Annotated in this window: 14 protein-coding genes; 8 read left to right on the top strand and 6 right to left on the bottom strand. The window is 68.0% G+C overall.

The window, feature by feature from the left end:
• Positions 1–6 precede the first annotated feature (6 nt).
• The 3 genes from CEF10_RS11865 to CEF10_RS11875 are packed head-to-tail and all read left to right on the top strand — an operon-like array spanning position 7 to position 1,903.
• Positions 7–690 carry a hypothetical protein gene (locus tag CEF10_RS11865; protein ID WP_101068379.1) on the top strand — a complete coding sequence of 228 codons (684 nt, stop codon included), beginning with the start codon at positions 7–9 and terminating at the stop codon, positions 688–690.
• Positions 691–748: 58 nt separating this feature from the next.
• Positions 749–1,522, top strand: coding sequence for a DUF6478 family protein (locus tag CEF10_RS11870; RefSeq protein ID WP_101068380.1), 774 nt, complete (start codon positions 749–751; stop codon positions 1,520–1,522).
• Positions 1,523–1,534: 12 nt separating this feature from the next.
• Complete coding sequence (locus CEF10_RS11875; protein ID WP_101068381.1) at positions 1,535–1,903, top strand: hypothetical protein; 369 nt, start codon at positions 1,535–1,537, stop codon at positions 1,901–1,903.
• Between the two features lie 107 nt (positions 1,904–2,010).
• Here CEF10_RS11875 and CEF10_RS11880 read toward each other — a convergent pair whose 3' ends face one another.
• Both CEF10_RS11880 and mutL read right to left on the bottom strand, forming a co-directional pair.
• Positions 2,011–3,180: a DNA recombination protein RmuC gene (locus CEF10_RS11880; protein ID WP_101068382.1), complete on the bottom strand. Its 1,170-nt coding sequence runs from the start codon at positions 3,178–3,180 to the stop codon at positions 2,011–2,013.
• Positions 3,177–5,039 (bottom strand): DNA mismatch repair endonuclease MutL, encoded by a 1,863-nt coding sequence (mutL, locus tag CEF10_RS11885; RefSeq protein WP_101068383.1) that lies wholly within the window; start codon positions 5,037–5,039, stop codon positions 3,177–3,179. Before mutL ends, CEF10_RS11880 begins: the two co-directional genes overlap by 4 nt.
• Before the next feature lie 165 nt (positions 5,040–5,204).
• Here mutL and CEF10_RS11890 point away from each other — a divergent pair, with 165 nt between their 5' ends.
• Both CEF10_RS11890 and CEF10_RS11895 read left to right on the top strand, forming a co-directional pair.
• On the top strand, positions 5,205–6,104 hold the full coding sequence (locus tag CEF10_RS11890; protein WP_101068384.1) for an MBL fold metallo-hydrolase: 900 nt from the start codon (positions 5,205–5,207) through the stop codon (positions 6,102–6,104).
• Positions 6,105–6,125: 21 nt separating this feature from the next.
• Entirely contained in the window at positions 6,126–6,503 is a 378-nt protein-coding gene (locus tag CEF10_RS11895) for a rhodanese-like domain-containing protein (RefSeq protein ID WP_101068385.1), read from the top strand.
• A gap of 73 nt (positions 6,504–6,576) precedes the next feature.
• On the opposite strand, the gene CEF10_RS11900 is transcribed toward CEF10_RS11895, so the two are convergent.
• Both CEF10_RS11900 and CEF10_RS11905 read right to left on the bottom strand, forming a co-directional pair.
• The gene (locus CEF10_RS11900) at positions 6,577–7,917 is read right to left on the bottom strand and encodes an ammonium transporter (RefSeq protein WP_198586192.1); all 1,341 of its coding nucleotides are present in this window, start codon (positions 7,915–7,917) and stop codon (positions 6,577–6,579) included.
• A 20-nt stretch (positions 7,918–7,937) separates the two neighbouring features.
• Entirely contained in the window at positions 7,938–8,276 is a 339-nt protein-coding gene (locus tag CEF10_RS11905; RefSeq protein WP_101068386.1) for a P-II family nitrogen regulator, read from the bottom strand.
• 255 nt (positions 8,277–8,531) lie between these two features.
• Here CEF10_RS11905 and CEF10_RS11910 point away from each other — a divergent pair, with 255 nt between their 5' ends.
• On the top strand, positions 8,532–10,679 hold the full coding sequence (locus CEF10_RS11910) for a transglycosylase domain-containing protein (protein ID WP_101068387.1): 2,148 nt from the start codon (positions 8,532–8,534) through the stop codon (positions 10,677–10,679).
• Between the two features lie 24 nt (positions 10,680–10,703).
• Here the strand turns inward: CEF10_RS11910 and CEF10_RS11915 are convergent, their stop codons facing one another.
• A complete protein-coding gene (locus tag CEF10_RS11915) occupies positions 10,704–11,309 on the bottom strand; it encodes an MlaC/ttg2D family ABC transporter substrate-binding protein (protein WP_101068388.1) in 606 nt (201 codons plus the stop codon).
• Between the two features lie 32 nt (positions 11,310–11,341).
• Positions 11,342–12,130, bottom strand: coding sequence for an MlaA family lipoprotein (locus tag CEF10_RS11920; RefSeq protein WP_232796485.1), 789 nt, complete (start codon positions 12,128–12,130; stop codon positions 11,342–11,344).
• A 178-nt stretch (positions 12,131–12,308) separates the two neighbouring features.
• On the opposite strand from CEF10_RS11920, the gene CEF10_RS11925 reads away from it, so the two are divergent.
• Both CEF10_RS11925 and CEF10_RS11930 read left to right on the top strand, forming a co-directional pair.
• Positions 12,309–14,036, top strand: a complete 1,728-nt coding sequence (locus tag CEF10_RS11925; RefSeq protein ID WP_101068389.1) for a type I secretion system permease/ATPase — start codon at positions 12,309–12,311, stop codon at positions 14,034–14,036.
• Entirely contained in the window at positions 14,033–15,337 is a 1,305-nt protein-coding gene (locus tag CEF10_RS11930) for an HlyD family type I secretion periplasmic adaptor subunit (protein WP_101068390.1), read from the top strand. The genes CEF10_RS11925 and CEF10_RS11930 overlap by 4 nt, the downstream gene beginning before the upstream one ends.
• Positions 15,338–15,422 lie beyond the last annotated feature (85 nt).

A 15,422-nucleotide genomic window follows, 5' to 3' on the forward strand; every position in this document is an offset into this window, starting at 1 on the left:
GGCTGCATGAACACCGAAGGCGGCGAGGGGCAGGTCTTCGGTTTCCTGCGTCCCGACGCGACGTCGCAGGAGGCACGGCAACAAGCGCCGCGAAGGGTATCGTTCTTCGACGGCGACGTCGTTGCCGCCGCACCCCGCGGCTATTGCGTGGCGCCCGACAGCGTCGAACGCGGCCGCGAGGGCGGGTTCGCCATCCTCGCGAAATGCGAGAACCTGACCGGGCAGCCCGGTCCACCGGTGGACGCGGTCGTGATGACGGTCTCGGTCCTGCCCGCGCGGGCGGAGGTGACCCAGCCGCGCGCCGCGACGCTGGGCCGGTCGATGTCACCCGTGCGGGTGCTGGACGAGTTCGACCGCGACGGGCTGGCGGTCGTGCACCTGGCGTCGGGCGGACACGAGGTTCTGCCCGAGGGGGACCCCCGGTACTGGCGGGGCGCGATGGTGGTCAACGGCCACCTGACAGGCCTTGCGGTCTACGCGCCCGAGGGCAGCGACGCCGCCGGCGACAAGGGGCGGCGCCTGATCCTGTCGCTCGGCCGTCACCTGCGCAACGCCAGCCCCGACCGCCCCCCTGCGCAAACCGACCGGGCCGCGGCCGGGACAGAGGAGCGCCCCGAGGATGAAACGCGCCGGAGGCGCCCGGCCGGGCTGGGCGGGTTGCTGCGGGGATTGTTCGGTGGTGAAGGTTAACCCACTGGAAGCGACGCGGCGGGCAGGATAAGAAGGACCGGGAAAGAAACGGGCAGGCATGCTGGGACGAGTCAACCGGATTCTCGACGCGATCCACCACCGGCGCAGCCTGCGTCGCTGGACCCGCGTGTCGCGCCGGGCGCGCGACATGCCGTTGCCACGGCTGCGCGTGGAAGAGGAACGCGCCCGCCAGCTCTGGCAGCGGCTCAACGAAACCCTGCACGTCGCGGGCGAACGGCTGGCGCTGCCGCACATCGGCTCGAACGCCTTTCCCAAGCCGCAGGGCACGACATGGGCCTGGCGGCCGGCCCTCTGGCGCGGCCCGCTCGACCGCCCGGGCATGTCGTCTGTCGAAAACAACTCGGGCCTTGGCGACGAGGTCATCCTGTTTCACGACTGTGCCAAGTCCGAACTGACGCTGCGACAACTGCGCAACCAGCGCGAGGCGGACCTCGCCCCCTATGGTCTGCGCCTTGATGTTTTCGCCTTCGACGGCTCCTTCCTGTCCCTCGTTGTCCACCTGCCCGAAGCGGCGGTGGACGGGCTGCGCAAGCAGGACCTGATCCGCATGAACACCATCGTCGAAATGGAAAAGCCGCTCGAGATCTTCGCGCGCCTGAACGTCAAGCACGGCCCGAACACCGAACAGATCGTCCGCGAACTGCCCCTTCACCAGGACGACATCACCGTCGAGTTCGACCTCGCCTATACCAAGCTCAACGAGAAACGTGTCGAACGCGCCTGGGTCGACCTGATTTTCGAGAACCCACAGATGAACCAGGTTGTCCTGCGCGACCTGACCTTCTGCCGCCACCCGCGCGCCGAAATCTGACGGAGGCCCGCCATGAGCGACCTGACACTGACCAAGACACGGCTGTCCGAAGGGGTCTGGGAGGGCGTCATCACCGGCGCAGCCGAACGCCCGCGGATCAGCGTGACCCACCTGGGCCGCCAGGTGGACAACGTGACGCTGCAGCAAGACGGTGACGCGGGCCGCTGGCGCCTGCGCGTCCCGGTGCCCGCGCACCTGATTTCGGACGGCGTGCAGACCTTCCTGGTGCACGACGACGACGCGGGCGAGACGCTGGAAAGCTTCACCCTGATCGCCGGCGACGCCCTGGGCCACGACATCCGCGCCGAGGTTGCGCTGCTGCGCGAGGAGCTCGACATGCTCAAGCGCGCCTTCCGCCGGCACTGCCTGGAAACGATGTAGACCGGACGGCCTACGCAGAAGGTTCCGCCCTCGATCGAATCCTCCACCGGCAGGCCATCATCGGCGCGCCACCGGCCTCATGGACGGTTGCGGCGCGCCGAAGCGCCTCAGCCCTCGTTGCTCAGCGGCACGACCCGCGGTTCGGTTTCCGGCGCCAGTTCCTCGAAATCGAAGTTGTCCAGTCGCCTGGCCCGCCGGCCGGCCTTGTCCGCGGAGATCTTGATGTCCGAGATGTCCTTGGCGGCCTGTCCGAAGTGGCGATCGAGGTTCTCGACCCGCGTGCCCAGCCGCTCCACGTCGGCGAACAGAAGCCCCAGCTCGCGGCGGATCGCGCCGGCCTGCTCGCGCATCCGCGCGTCCTTGAGGATGGCCCGCATGGTATTCAGCGTCGCCATGCAGGTGGTGGGCGAGACGATCCAGACCCGCAGGGCGAAGCCCTCGCGCACGACCTCGGCGAAATTGGCGTGCAACTCGGCATAGACGGCCTCTGACGGCAGGAACATCAGCGCCCCGTCCGCCGTCTCGCCCTCGACGATGTAGCGCTCGGCGATGTCCTTGAGGTGCTTGCGCACCGCCGTGCGCAGCCCCTTTGCGGCCTCCTGCACGTCGCGGTCGGTCTGTGCGTTGCGCAGCGCCTCGTAGGCTTCCAGCGGGAACTTGCTGTCGATCGCGATCGGCCCCGGCGGATCCGGAAGGTGGATCAGGCAGTCCGCGCGCCGCCCGTTCGACAGCGTCTGCTGCAGGCTGTAGCTGTCAGACGGCAGCGCCTTCGAGACGATGTCGGTCAACTGGATCTCGCCGAAGGCGCCGCGCGTCTGCTTGTTGCTCAGGATGTCCTGCAGGGTCAGAACGTCGCCCGACAGCTTGGTGATGTTCTCTTGCGCCTTGTCGATGGCATTGAGCCGCTGCTGCAGCTCGCCCAGCGATTGCGCGGTGCGCCGCGCCGATCCCTGGAGGTTCTCGTTGAGCTCGCCGGAGACCTGCGACAGCCGCTTTTCCATGAGGTGCAGCATGTTGGACTGCGCCGAGGCCTGCGCCTCGGAAACATGGTTGAGCCCGCCGGCCAGCTGCTGCTGGCCCTCGCTGAGCCCCTCCACGCGCTGGCCCATCTGCGCCACCTGCCGCGCCAGAGGCTCGGTCGCCCGGGCCGAACGCGCCGCCGCCCGCAGCGCGAGCAGCAGCAACAGGACGATCAGCAGCAGAACGCCGCCGCCCGCCAGCGCGGCCACCACCAGCGGGTCGTCCAGCGCGTAGGTTTGTCCGCCGATCTCGATCATCGCCGCCCGAACAGTTTCTCGATATCCGCCAGCTGCAGTTCCACGTAGGTGGGACGGCCGTGGTTGCACTGGCCCGACAGCGGCGTCGCTTCCATCTCCCGCAGCAGGCCGTTCATCTCCTCCGCGGTCATGCGGCGGCCCGACCGGACGGAGCCGTGGCAGGCCATGCGGCTGAGGACCGCGTCGAGCCGCGTGCGCAGCCCCTCGGCCCCCGTGGCCCCGTCATCGAGTTCGTCGAGCACGTCGCGTAGCAGCGCGGCGGCATCCACCGGGCCGAGGATCGCCGGCGTCTCGCGCACCGCCACGGCGCCGCCGCCGAAGGCCTCGATCCCCAGTCCGAGCGTGGCAAGGTCATCGGCCATGGCCAGCAACCGGGCGGCGCGTGGCTGGTCGAGCTCCACGATCTCGGGGATCAGCAGCGCCTGCGCGGACACCCCCTTTTCGGCCACCTGCGACTTGAGCCGCTCGTAGACCAGCCGCTCGTGGGCCGCGTGCTGGTCGACGATCACGATGCCCTCCCCGGTCTGGGCCACGATGTAATTCTCGTGGAGTTGCGCGCGCGCGGCGCCGAGCGGCCGGTGCCCTTGCGCGGGTTCGTCGTGGGCCGGCGCGGCGTCGGCAGTGGCCGGCGCGGGCTCCACCCGCCCGCTGAAGCCGTCGGCCATCTCGGCGAACCCGGGCGCCTGCGCGGCATGGGCCGCGGCCCGCGCCTGCGGGCCGGGCCGGTCCATCTGGTAGACACGCGCGTCCTGCGGCGCCGCGCGCACCGCGCCCAGCGCGCCGTCGGAGACGGTCGGGGCCGACCGGTGCCCGGCCTCCGCCAGCGCGTGCCGCAACCCCGAGACAACGAGGCCGCGCGCCACGCCCGCGTCGCGGAACCTCACCTCGGCCTTGGCGGGGTGCACGTTGACGTCCACCATCTGCGGGTCGCAGGACAGGAAAAGCGCCGCCGCCGGGTGCCGGTCGCGGCTCATCACGTCGCTGTAGGCCGCGCGCAGCGCGCCGGTGAGCATCTTGTCGCGCACCGGGCGGCCGTTGACGAAGACGAACTGCGCCACCGCCGCACCACGCGAATAGGTGGGCAGCCCGGCATAGCCGGTCATGCGCAGCCCCTCGCGTTCGGCGTCGACCGCCACGGCGTTGTCCACGAACTCCCGCCCCATGATCCGCGCGAGACGCCCCCGAAGCGCGTCGAACAGGTCTCCCGTTTCGGGGTCGGCGCGGAAGGTCACCCGCCCCGCGCCGCCGCCCGAGACGTCGCGCAGGGTGAACCCAACGAAGGGTTCGGCCATCGCCAGCCGCTTGACCACGTCCGTGATCGCCTGCGCCTCGCCGCGGTCGGTGCGCAGGAACTTCAGCCGCGCGGGGGTGGCATGGAACAGGTCGCGCAGCGTGACGATTGTGCCGGCGGTCAGCGCGGCGGGTTTCACCGCCCCCATCTGCCCGCCGGTCACCACGATCTCGGCCGCCCGGGCACCGGGCACCCGCGAGGTTATGGTCAGCCGCCCCACCGCGCCGAGGCTTGGCAGCGCCTCGCCCCGGAATCCGAAAGTGTGGATGTCCAGCAGGTCGGCGCCGTCGATCTTCGATGTCGCGTGACGCGCCAGCGCCAGCGGCAGGTCGTCGGCGGCGATGCCGCATCCGTCGTCGGCCACGCGGATCAGCGTCTTGCCGCCGTCGGCATAGGCGATCTCGACGCGTCTCGCACCCGCGTCCAGCGCGTTCTCGACCAGTTCCTTGACGGCCGAGGCCGGGCGTTCCACCACTTCGCCGGCGGCGATGCGGTTGATCGCCGACTCGTCGAGTTGCCGGATCGTGGCGGGCGTGACACGGTGCATATTGGGGCTGACATCGTTCATACCCCAAAACCTAGCACGTCACGCGCCGGCAACGCCAGAGCGGACGCCGCATGACAAGGTCGAATCGTCCGCGCCCGAAGAGGAATCCCGCCGACGCAGGTTGGCAGCGAGACACATTCAATTACATGCATGCAGAATTTCGATCAAAGCAGGAGACACCACCCCATGTTCAACCGCACCAGCCGCAGCAACGGCGCCGCCTCGCCCGTCGTCACGGGCTTTCATGATCCGGCAACCGGCAGCATCCAGTACGTCGCCCACGACCCCGCCACGAAGAAGGCCGCGCTGATCGATGTCGTGCTCGACTTCGACCCACAGCACGCGCGCACCTCGACCGAATCGGCACAGGCCGCTCTCGACCATGTCCGGCGCGAGGGGCTGGAGGTCGAATGGGTCCTCGACACGCATCCGCACGCCGACCATTTCATGGCGTCCGCCTGGCTCAAGCAGCAGACCGGCGCGCCTGCCGCCATCGGCGCCAAGGTGCGCGACATCGCCAAGCTGTGGGAGGATTTCTATCACCTGCCCGGCACCTTCGACCCCGACCGGGACTTCGACCGGCTGTTCGAGGATGGTGACAGCTTCAAGCTGGGCGACCTGGACGTGAAGGTCATGCTGTCGCCCGGCCACACGCTTGGCTCGATAACCTACCTGGTGGGCGACGACGCCGCCTTCGTCCACGACACGTTCATGCACGTCGACGTGGGCACCTCGCGTGCGGATTTCCCGGGCGGTTCGTCCGACATGCTGTATGACAGCCTGCAAACGATCCTGTCTCTGCCCGACGACACCCGGCTGTTCATCGGCCACGACTACCCGCCGGTGGGCGACCGGCAGGAGGCCGCGTGGGAGGCCACGGTCGCCGCGCACAAGGCGAAAAACCCGCACGTCGGCGGCGGCACTGCGCGTGAAGACTACGTGAAATTGCGCGACGCGCGCGACGCGACACTTGGCCTGCCCGACCGGATGCTGCACGCTTTGCAGGTGAACCTGCGGGGCGGCCGCCTGCCCGAGCCCGAGTCCGACGGGCACAGCTACTTCAAGATCCCTGCGAACCGCTTCTGAAACCCAGCGAGGACCCCACAGATGAAAACGGAAAAGATCGACGGCGCGACCTTCGAGACCTGGAGCGTCGAGGAGGTTGCCAAGGCGTGGTCGGACAACGAGATCGTGCTGATCGACGTGCGCACGCCGCAGGAATACATGTTCGAACACATCGAGGGCGCACTGCTGCTGCCGATGCCCTTCTTCAACGCCAACGCCCTGCCGGGGCAGAGCGACAAGCGGATCGTGTTCCACTGCGGTTCGGGCGTGCGGTCGGAAAAGGTCTGCCGTGAGGCAGTGGCCGCGGGAATCGACCGGATCGCTCACATGGAGGGCGGTTTCGGCGCGTGGAAGGCCGCGCAGATGCCTTACATCGGCACCAACATGGCCACCGGCGCCCCCCAGGCCGTCAACGCCTGATCCCCGGAAACGAAAGATCCCGGGCGCCGCGGCGCCCGGGACAGTTGCGAAGGCTGGTCGCGGAAGGAGAGCGTCAGACCTTCGAGAACTCGGGATAGGCCTCCATCCCCAGCTCGGCCATGTCGAGGCCGTTGATCTCGGTCTCCTCGTCGACGCGCAGGCCCGAGATGGCCTTGATGACGAACCAGACGATGGCCGAGGTCACCACCACGAAGGCGCCGACGATCAGGATCGACAGGATCTGGGTGCCGATGTTGGCATTCCCGTTGGTGAAGACCACCGCGATCGTGCCCCAGATACCCGCGAAAAGGTGAACCGGGATCGCGCCGACGACGTCGTCGATCTTGAGGCGGTCCAGCAGCGGCACGGTGAACACCACGATCACGCCGCCCACGGCGCCGATCAACGTGGCCGCGCCCAGGCTGGGCGTCAGCGGTTCGGCGGTGATCGACACGAGGCCCGCCAGCGCACCGTTGAGCGTCATGGTCAGGTCGGGCTTCTTGTACAGCACCTGGGTCAGGATCAGCGCGGCCACCGCGCCGCCCGCCGCGGCGGTGTTGGTGTTCGAGAAGATCCGGCTGACGTCGGCCACGTCACCGACGCTGCCCATGGCCAGCTGCGAACCGCCGTTGAAGCCGAACCAGCCCAGCCACAGGATGAAGGTGCCCAGCGTTGCCAGCGCGAGGTTGGAACCCGGGATCGGGTTGACCTTGCCGTCCTTGGAATACTTGCCGATGCGGGGGCCGAGGATGATCGCGCCGGTGAGCGCGGCCCAGCCGCCGACCGAGTGCACGATGGTCGAGCCCGCGAAGTCCGAAAAGCCCATGTCCGACAGGAAGCCGCCGCCCCAGCTCCAGCTGGCCTGCAGCGGGTAGATGATGGCGGTGAGCACGATCACGAAGATCAGGAACGGCCAGAGCTTGATCCGCTCCGCCACCGTGCCCGAGACGATCGAGGCAGTGGTCGCGCAGAACATGAGCTGGAAGAAGAAGTCCGAGCCGGTGGAGGCATAGCCGTAGTCGTCGGCGGCCTCGCGGGTGATGCCCACCGCTTCCAGAACGCCGGGACCGAACAGCCCGGACAGCACGCCGTCGACCGCCCAATCGCCCAGCGGGTACATCAGGTTGTAGCCGATCAGGTAATAGAAGATCGCCGCAAGGCTGAACAACGAGATGTTCTTGGTCAGCTGCATCGTCGCGTTCTTGCCGCGTACCAGCCCCGCCTCGAGCATGGCGAAGCCCGCCGCCATCCAGAACACGAGGAACCCGCCGATCAGGAACAGCAGGGAGTTGAAGATGAAGACCGAATCCGTGGGCACCACGGTGGGCGCCTCGGCCTCCTGTGCGAGCCCCAGTTGCGGCACCGCGATCAGCGATGCGGCCAGGGCCAGTTGAGAGATGCGTTTGATGGTCATGGTCCTTTCCCCCGCGCGCGTCAAAGCGCGTCTTCGTTGGTTTCGCCGGTGCGCACGCGCATGGCCTGTTGGATGTCGAGAACGAAGATCTTGCCGTCGCCGATCTTGCCCGTGCGGGCTGTCTTGGCGATCGCCTCCATCACCTGGTCGGCCAGGGCGGCCGAGACGGCGATCTCCAGCTTGACCTTGGGCACGAAATTCACGGCGTATTCGGCGCCGCGGTAGATCTCGGTGTGACCGGACTGCGAGCCGAAGCCCTTGATCTCGGTCACCATCATGCCGCGCACGCCGATTTCGGTCAGCGCCTCGCGGACCTCCTCGAGCTTGAACGGCTTGATCGTTGCGATGATGAGTTTCACGTTTGTCCCTTTCGGTTTCCTCTGAGACAGGCTGCCTTTGCACTTGCAGAAAATTCGACGCGGGGTGGAGGCGGAAGGGAAAACGGCCAAAACGCGGTCGCGGAGACGACCGATATGCTCAATTGCTAGGCATTTGGGAAAATCTGCATGTTTTTTATGCAGTCCGAAAATGCACGACGGCAGGCGGCCGCTCTCTACATTTTCGCGCGGGGCGTCTAATATGCCTGAAAACAAGAGGCGCCGGGCAGGCTGACAATGGGTGATTCACGTCGCAGGAGACCGCGGCTTGTCGCGGAAAACCGCTATCGCAAACCGCAAAAGCGCAAGGCCGCGCCGCGCCGGCGCAAGGCATCCCGGCGCCGCGGCACGGGCCGGCGGCGTTCCGAAGGCCTTGTAATGGGCACGCTGCGGCGGCTCTTCGAATGGATGCTGCGCCTTGTCTGGGGATTCGGCTGGCGCATCACCGCGATCGTCGTCGTGATGGTCGGGCTGGCCACCGCGTATGTTTACACCACCCTTCCGCCCGTCTCGGAGTTGCTGGACGGCCGCGCGCGGGGATCGGTGACGATGCTCGACGCCGAGGGCGAGGTCTTCGCATGGCGCGGCGACCAGTTCGGCGGCGTGGTGACAGCCAATACCGTGTCCCCGCACCTCAAGAACGCGGTGGTCGCGACCGAGGACAAGCGGTTCTACATGCACCCGGGGATCGACCCGATCGGCATCGCCAGCGCGATCCGCATCAACCTGTCCGAGGGCCGCGGCCCGCTTTCGGGCCACGGCGGTTCGACCATCACGCAGCAGACGGCAAAGTTGCTTTGCCTCGGCGTGGAATACGACAAGGCGGAATGGGACAGCGAGGCCGAGTACGTCGCCGACTGCCGGCGCACGTCACTTTGGCGAAAGGTCAAGGAGGCCGTCTTCGCCCTGGCGATGGAGGCCAAGTACAGCAAGGACCAGATCCTGTCGATCTACCTCAACCGCGCCTACATGGGCGGCGGCGCCTACGGCGCCGAAGCCGCGGCCCAGCGTTACTTCGGCAAGCACGCCGCAGAGGTGGATGCCGCCGAGGGCGCGATGCTGGCCGGGCTGCTGACGGCCCCCTCGACACTGGCACCGACCAACAACCTGGAACGCTCGCAGGCCCGTGCGGCGACGGTGCTGCGGCTGATGACCGAACAGGGCTACCTGACAAAGGCCCAGGCCCGCCAGGCCCGGTCGGATCCCGCCACGCTGTCGGAAGCCGCCGAAGCCCGCGCCGGCGGATATTTCGCTGACTGGGTGATGGCCTCGGGGCCCGAGTTCTTCACACGCGACACCACCGAGGACGTCATCATCAGCACCACGCTTGATCGGCGCATCCAGTCGGCCGCCGAGGACGCCATGAAAACGGTCTTCGAGGACAAGGTGCGCGAGGGATCCAAGGCCCAGGCGGCGATCGTGGTGATGTCGGCCGACGGCGCGGTGCGTGCCATGGTAGGCGGGCGAAAGACGAAGGTCACCGGCGCCTTCAACCGCGCGACCATGGCAAAGCGGCAGACCGGATCGGCCTTCAAGCCTTTCGTCTACGCGACTGCGCTCGAGCTGGGATACACCCACAACGCAACGGTCGTGGACGAACCCTACTGCCAGGACATTCCCGGGTCGGGGCGCTGGTGCCCCGAGAACTACACCGGCAAGCACTACGGCCGCGTCACCCTGGCCGAGGCGTTGCGCAACTCGCTCAACATCCCGGCCGTCAAGGTTTCCGAGAGCGTGGGCCGCGAACTGGTCCGCAAGGTGGCCAGCGAATTCGGCATCGAAAGCGACCTCGCCGACGGCCCGGCGCTGGCGCTGGGGGCCTCGGAAAGCACGCTGCTGGAAATGACCGGTGCCTATGCCGGCATCCTCAACGGCGGTTCTTCGGTGACGCCCTACGGGCTGGTCGACCTGCGCCTGCAGGGCGACGACGAGCCCGTGATGGGCGCCACGGGCGGCATCGGCGAACGCGTGATCCGCGAGCCGGCGGCGCGCGAACTCATCTACATGATGCACAAGGTCGTGGCGGGCGGCACCGGCAAGCGCGCGCGCCTGCCCGACCGCGAAGCCGCCGGCAAGACCGGCACGACGCAGGCGGCACGCGACGCGTGGTTCCTGGGCTTCACCGCCGATTACGTGGCCGGCGTCTGGATGGGATACGACGACAACACGCCGCTCGAAGGGGTGACCGGCGGCGGCCTGCCCGCAGAGATCTGGCGCGAGACGATGCTCGGCGTCCACGAAGGGCTGCCGCCTCGCCCGCTTCCGATGCTGCGGCCGTCGGAGCGCGACGCACCGCGCGGCAACCAGCGCCTGCGCCAGCCAGAGCGCGCGCCTGAAAACGGGGTCGAGCGGCTGTTGCGCAACCTTCTGGGCGGCGGGAACTGACCGCCGCGCGCCACGAACGGCCGGTCAGCCTGCCTTGCGCAGGTCGGCGATCAGCTGGTCGATGTTGCCATTGCGCGCGTCCAGCATCGAGCCGATTTCGGTGCGCTCGCTCAGGCGCATGCTGACACCTTCGATCAGCATGTCGAAGAACAGGTCCTGCCCGGACCTGTCCGAGACGAGGAAACGCACCTCGAAGGGCGCTTCGCCCTGCAGGTAGACGGTCGAGATGACCTCGTGCCAGGATTTCACCTGCTGCACCGATTTCACCTCGATGCGCCCGCCCACGAAGTCGTTGAAACGCTTGCCGTACTTGCGCGCGATATAGCCGCGGAACGCGTCGACGAATTTCCGCATCTGGCCGTTGCTGATCCGACGCGCGTCCGCGCCCAGGGTGGAGCGGGCGATGATGTTGACATCGGCGTAGCGACGGAAGATCCGCTCGAAATCCCGGATCATCCCCGAGACGGGCTTGCCAGACGCGATCACGGCGTTGATCTCGTTCACGACCTTGTCCACCAGGCGGCGCGCCTTCTGTTCGGTCAGCGCGGCCGCGCCGCGCGGCAGGACCGTCAGCGCGCCGGCAGCGGTGCCGGCAAACAGGAAATGGCGTCGTGACAACTGGTCAAACATGGCAGGCCTCGTGCTGCTGGGCGCGCGGAGCGTCACTCCGCATATGGATCTTCTTGGGCTTCGGCGTAAGGGTCGTCGTAGGGGTCAAGATAGGCGCTGCTGTCGCCGTTGCCCAGTTCGAAGCGCCGGTTCTGCAGGTAAAGCGAGCGCAACTGCGCGTATCCGTCGGCGCTTTCGTAAAGGACAGAGTCGATCGTGTCGGCGCGGCGCCCGCGGTCGCCGAGCTTCGAAAGCACCGTGGCCCCGGTGCCGTAATACGCCTCGGGCGTGGGAATCACGTAGGACAGCGGGTCGAGGAAAAGGTCGACGAACCGCCCCGCCGCGGCGCGTTCGGTCGATGGGCCCGTGACGGGCACAACCAGATACGCCCCTTCCCGAACGCCCCAGACGTGCAGCGTCTGCCCGAAATCCGCGTCCGTGGGTTCGGCCATGCCGAAGCCCGTGGCCGGATCGAGCAGGCCGCCGATGCCAAGTGTCGTGTTGACGGTAAAGCGGAACGTGTCCTGGAACGCGCCGCGCATGTTGGCCTGCAGCACGTTGTTGACCACCGCACCGGGAAGCGAAAGGTTGTCCGAGAAGTTGCCGACGACCTCCTGCACCTCGACGGGCACACCCTCGGCGTATCCAATGGCCACGGGCCGGATGAACGTCCGGTCCAGCGCGCGATTGTAGTCGTAGACGAACCGGTTGTCCTGTTCGTAGGGATCGAACGGCTCGCCGGCCGGATGGTTCGGCGGACGCGCCGTGCAGGCCGCGATCAGGCATACCCCGGCAAGCGCGATTGCAGGCTTGACAATGCGGGCGGCAGCAAATCCTCGCAAAAAATTCCCCTTGGCGCTGTTAGCAACCCGTTATCTAATATGCCACACGGTGGCGGAAACAGGTTTTCCGGCACAGGTGCCGGGCTGTGGCGAAATGGTGACGGACCGTCTCGCGCGAAATGTATCGCCAAGGATCATCGGTGCAACAGGAAATCGGCGGCGGGGCAGAAAGACGCGCATGACTTCGAGCAACGCCGACCGGGGGCACACCGAACTGCGCGCCGCGTTGCGCGCCAGCCGCGGGCTGTTCTGGTTCGTCGGCATATTCAGCTTCTTCGTCAACCTGCTGATGCTGACCGGCCCGCTCTACATGCTCCAGATCTATGACCGGGTACTTGGCAGCCGTTCGCACGAAACGCTGATCGCGCTCTCGGTGCTGGTGGTGTTCCTTTTCGGCATGATGGGGCTTCTGGACTATGCCCGTGGCCGCATCATGGCCCGTGCCGGTGCCCGGTTCCAGGCCCGGATGGACCGGCGGGTGTTCGATGCGGTGATTCGCCGGGCGGCCCGCGGTGGCGGCAATGAAACGGTCAGCGGTTTGCGCGATCTCGAATCGATCCAGCGGCTGATGTCCTCACCCGCACTCATGGCAGTCTTCGATATCCCGTGGACGCCATTCTTTCTTGCCGGCATCTGGATCTTTCACCCCTGGCTTGGCACGCTGGCGATCATCGGCGGCGGCCTTCTCGTCGTCGTGACGGGGATCAACCAGGCAATCTCGCGAAGGCCGGCCGCCGAGGCGGGCCAGGCTGCCGTCCAGGCCGAAGCCATGGCCGATTCCTTCCGGTCCGAAGCCGAGATGGTGCGGGCGACGGGCATGTCCGATACGGCCTTCGCCCGCTGGCAAGAGGCGCGCGACCGATCGCTGCGGGCACAGATCGGCGCGGCCGACCTGATGGGCGGCTTCACCTCGTTTTCCAAGTCGTTCCGGCTGCTGTTGCAGTCGGCCATGCTGGGCGTGGGGGCCTTCCTCGTTCTGCGCGGCGAGTTGACGCCGGGCGCGATGATCGCCGGCTCGATCCTGCTGGGCCGGGCGCTGGCGCCGGTGGAGCAGGCGATCGGACAGTGGTCTTCGGTGCAGCGCGCGCTGCGTGGCTGGCGCAACCTCGCGGAGTTGCTGGGCGGCACGCCGCAACCGGCCCCGCGCACCGACCTGCCGCGCCCGTCGGCCCGACTGGACATCGAACGGATCACGGTGTTCCCGCCCGGGGAAAACCGCGCGGTCCTCAGGTCGGTCAGCTTCTCGGCAGGGCCCGGGCAGGCCATCGGCGTCATCGGCCCCGCGGGGGCGGGAAAGACAACACTTGCACGGGCCCTGACCGGCCTGTGGCCCCCCGCGGCGGGCAGCATCCGGCTGGACGGGGCCGCGCTCGACCAGTATCCGCCCGAGGCCCTGGGCCGCTACATCGGGTACCTGCCGCAAAGCGTCAGCCTGTTCGACGGGACCGTGGCCGAGAACATCGCCGGCATGGCCGAACCCGACGACGCCGCCGTCGTTGCCGCGGCCAAGCTCGCCGGCGCACACGAGATGATCCTGCGCCTGCCCGACGGTTACGAAACGCGTGTCAGCGCAACCGGCGGGCGGCTGTCGGGCGGGCAACTGCAACGCGTCGGCCTGGCACGCGCGGTCTACGGCGACCCGGTCGTCGTGGTGCTGGACGAGCCGAACTCGAACCTCGACAACGCGGGAAGCGAGGCCGTGAACCATGCGATCGCCGAGCTGAAGGCGCAGGACCGGATCGTGCTGGTGATGGCGCACCGGCCCGCGGCGATCCGGGAATGCGATTATCTTCTGGCACTGGACGAGGGCCGGCGCAGGGCCTTCGGACCCACCCGGACGGTGTTGCGCGACGTGGTGCAAAACCATGCGCAGATCGCCACCACCGGCCATGCGGGGGCCCAATGACCTCATCCGGCACGCCCTTTTCCCCGCGCCGCCCGATCCTTCTCGGGGTGATCGGGCTCGTCCTTCTCGTGGGCGGGTTCGGCACCTGGGCCGTGGCCACGACCATCGCCGGCGCCGTCATCGCGCCGGGGCGCATAGAGGTGGACCGCAACCGACAGGTCATCCAGCATCCCGACGGCGGCATCGTCGAGGAGATCCTCGTGGCCGAGGGCGACACGGTGGCGGCCGGGGACGTGCTGATACGGCTCGACGATTCCGAGGCCGCGTCGCAGCTTGCCATCGTCGAGAACCAGCTTTTCGAACTCATCGCGCGACGCGGCCGGCTGGAGGCCGAGCGCGACGGCAAGGACATGATCACCTTCGATCCCCTTCTGGAAAAGGCCGCCCGCGACACCCCGGCGGTGCGGGAGCTGATGGCCGGTCAGCGCCGCCTGATGCGGGCCCGCGCCGATTCCGTCGCGCAGGAGGTGGACCAGCTGCGCAAACGGCGCAGCCAGATCGCCAACCAGATCGACGGGATCGAGGCACAGCGCACGGCGCTGCAACGCCAGCTCGAGCTGATCGCCGAGGAACTCGCCGACCAGCAATCCCTTCTCGACCGGGGGCTGGCCCAGGCCGCCAGGGTGCTGGCCCTGCAGCGCGAGGAAGCGGGGCTGCGCGGCCGGATCGGCGAACTCAAGGCGCAGAAGGCGCAGGCACGCGGCCGGATGACCGAGATCGACATCGAGATCGTCAAATTGCGCAGCACCCGCCGCGAGGAGGCGATCGCGCGGCTGCGCGACCTGCAATCTCGCGAACGCGATCTGCGCGAGGAGCGCCGCGCCCTCAAGCAGCGTATCGCGCGGCTCGACATCACGGCGCCCGTCTCGGGCATCGTCCACGGTCTGAAGGTGTTCGCGCCACGCGCGGTCATCCGCGCGGCAGAGCCGCTTCTGTCGATCGTGCCGCAGGACCGCCCGCTGGTGATCAACGCTCGGGTCGATCCCGTTGACATCGACCAGATCCACCCGGGGCAGCCCGTCACCCTGCGGTTTTCCGCCCTTGATCAGCGCCGGGCACCCGAACTGACCGGGCATATCGTGCGGGTCTCGCCCGACGCCTTCCGGGACGACCGCACCGGGCAATCCTACTACAGCGCAAGGATCACGCTCGGCCCGGACGCGCGCGCACGGCTGCCCGAGGGAACCGCGCTGGTGCCCGGCATGCCGGTGGAGACCTACATCCGCACGGTCGACCGCACGCCGCTGGCCTATCTCGTGCGCCCGCTGACCGATTATTTCACCCGCGCCTTCCGGGGATGACGCGCGCGCCGGTGCCCCGGTCGCGATTGCGGTTTCCCTTGCCGCGCCCAATCGCTAGCGTGCGCGGCGAAAAGAGGACTCTTCC

The organism is Roseovarius salinarum (assembly GCF_002834145.1).
Classification (GTDB): Bacteria; Pseudomonadota; Alphaproteobacteria; order Rhodobacterales; family Rhodobacteraceae; genus Roseovarius; species Roseovarius salinarum.

What these genes read in the sequence shown, in the direction of transcription:
- mutL (WP_101068383.1), bottom strand. Translation starts at nt 5,039, where the DNA reads ATGAACGATGTCAGCCCCAATATGCACCGTGTCACGCCCGCCACGATC.
- CEF10_RS11900 (WP_198586192.1), bottom strand. Translation starts at nt 7,917, where the DNA reads ATGACCATCAAACGCATCTCTCAACTGGCCCTGGCCGCATCGCTGATC.
- CEF10_RS11875 (WP_101068381.1), top strand. Translation starts at nt 1,535, where the DNA reads ATGAGCGACCTGACACTGACCAAGACACGGCTGTCCGAAGGGGTCTGG.
- CEF10_RS11930 (WP_101068390.1), top strand. Translation starts at nt 14,033, where the DNA reads ATGACCTCATCCGGCACGCCCTTTTCCCCGCGCCGCCCGATCCTTCTC.
- CEF10_RS11865 (WP_101068379.1), top strand. Translation starts at nt 7, where the DNA reads ATGAACACCGAAGGCGGCGAGGGGCAGGTCTTCGGTTTCCTGCGTCCC.
- CEF10_RS11910 (WP_101068387.1), top strand. Translation starts at nt 8,532, where the DNA reads ATGGGTGATTCACGTCGCAGGAGACCGCGGCTTGTCGCGGAAAACCGC.
- CEF10_RS11880 (WP_101068382.1), bottom strand. Translation starts at nt 3,180, where the DNA reads ATGATCGAGATCGGCGGACAAACCTACGCGCTGGACGACCCGCTGGTG.
- CEF10_RS11870 (WP_101068380.1), top strand. Translation starts at nt 749, where the DNA reads ATGCTGGGACGAGTCAACCGGATTCTCGACGCGATCCACCACCGGCGC.
- CEF10_RS11915 (WP_101068388.1), bottom strand. Translation starts at nt 11,309, where the DNA reads ATGTTTGACCAGTTGTCACGACGCCATTTCCTGTTTGCCGGCACCGCT.
- CEF10_RS11890 (WP_101068384.1), top strand. Translation starts at nt 5,205, where the DNA reads ATGTTCAACCGCACCAGCCGCAGCAACGGCGCCGCCTCGCCCGTCGTC.
- CEF10_RS11895 (WP_101068385.1), top strand. Translation starts at nt 6,126, where the DNA reads ATGAAAACGGAAAAGATCGACGGCGCGACCTTCGAGACCTGGAGCGTC.
- CEF10_RS11925 (WP_101068389.1), top strand. Translation starts at nt 12,309, where the DNA reads ATGACTTCGAGCAACGCCGACCGGGGGCACACCGAACTGCGCGCCGCG.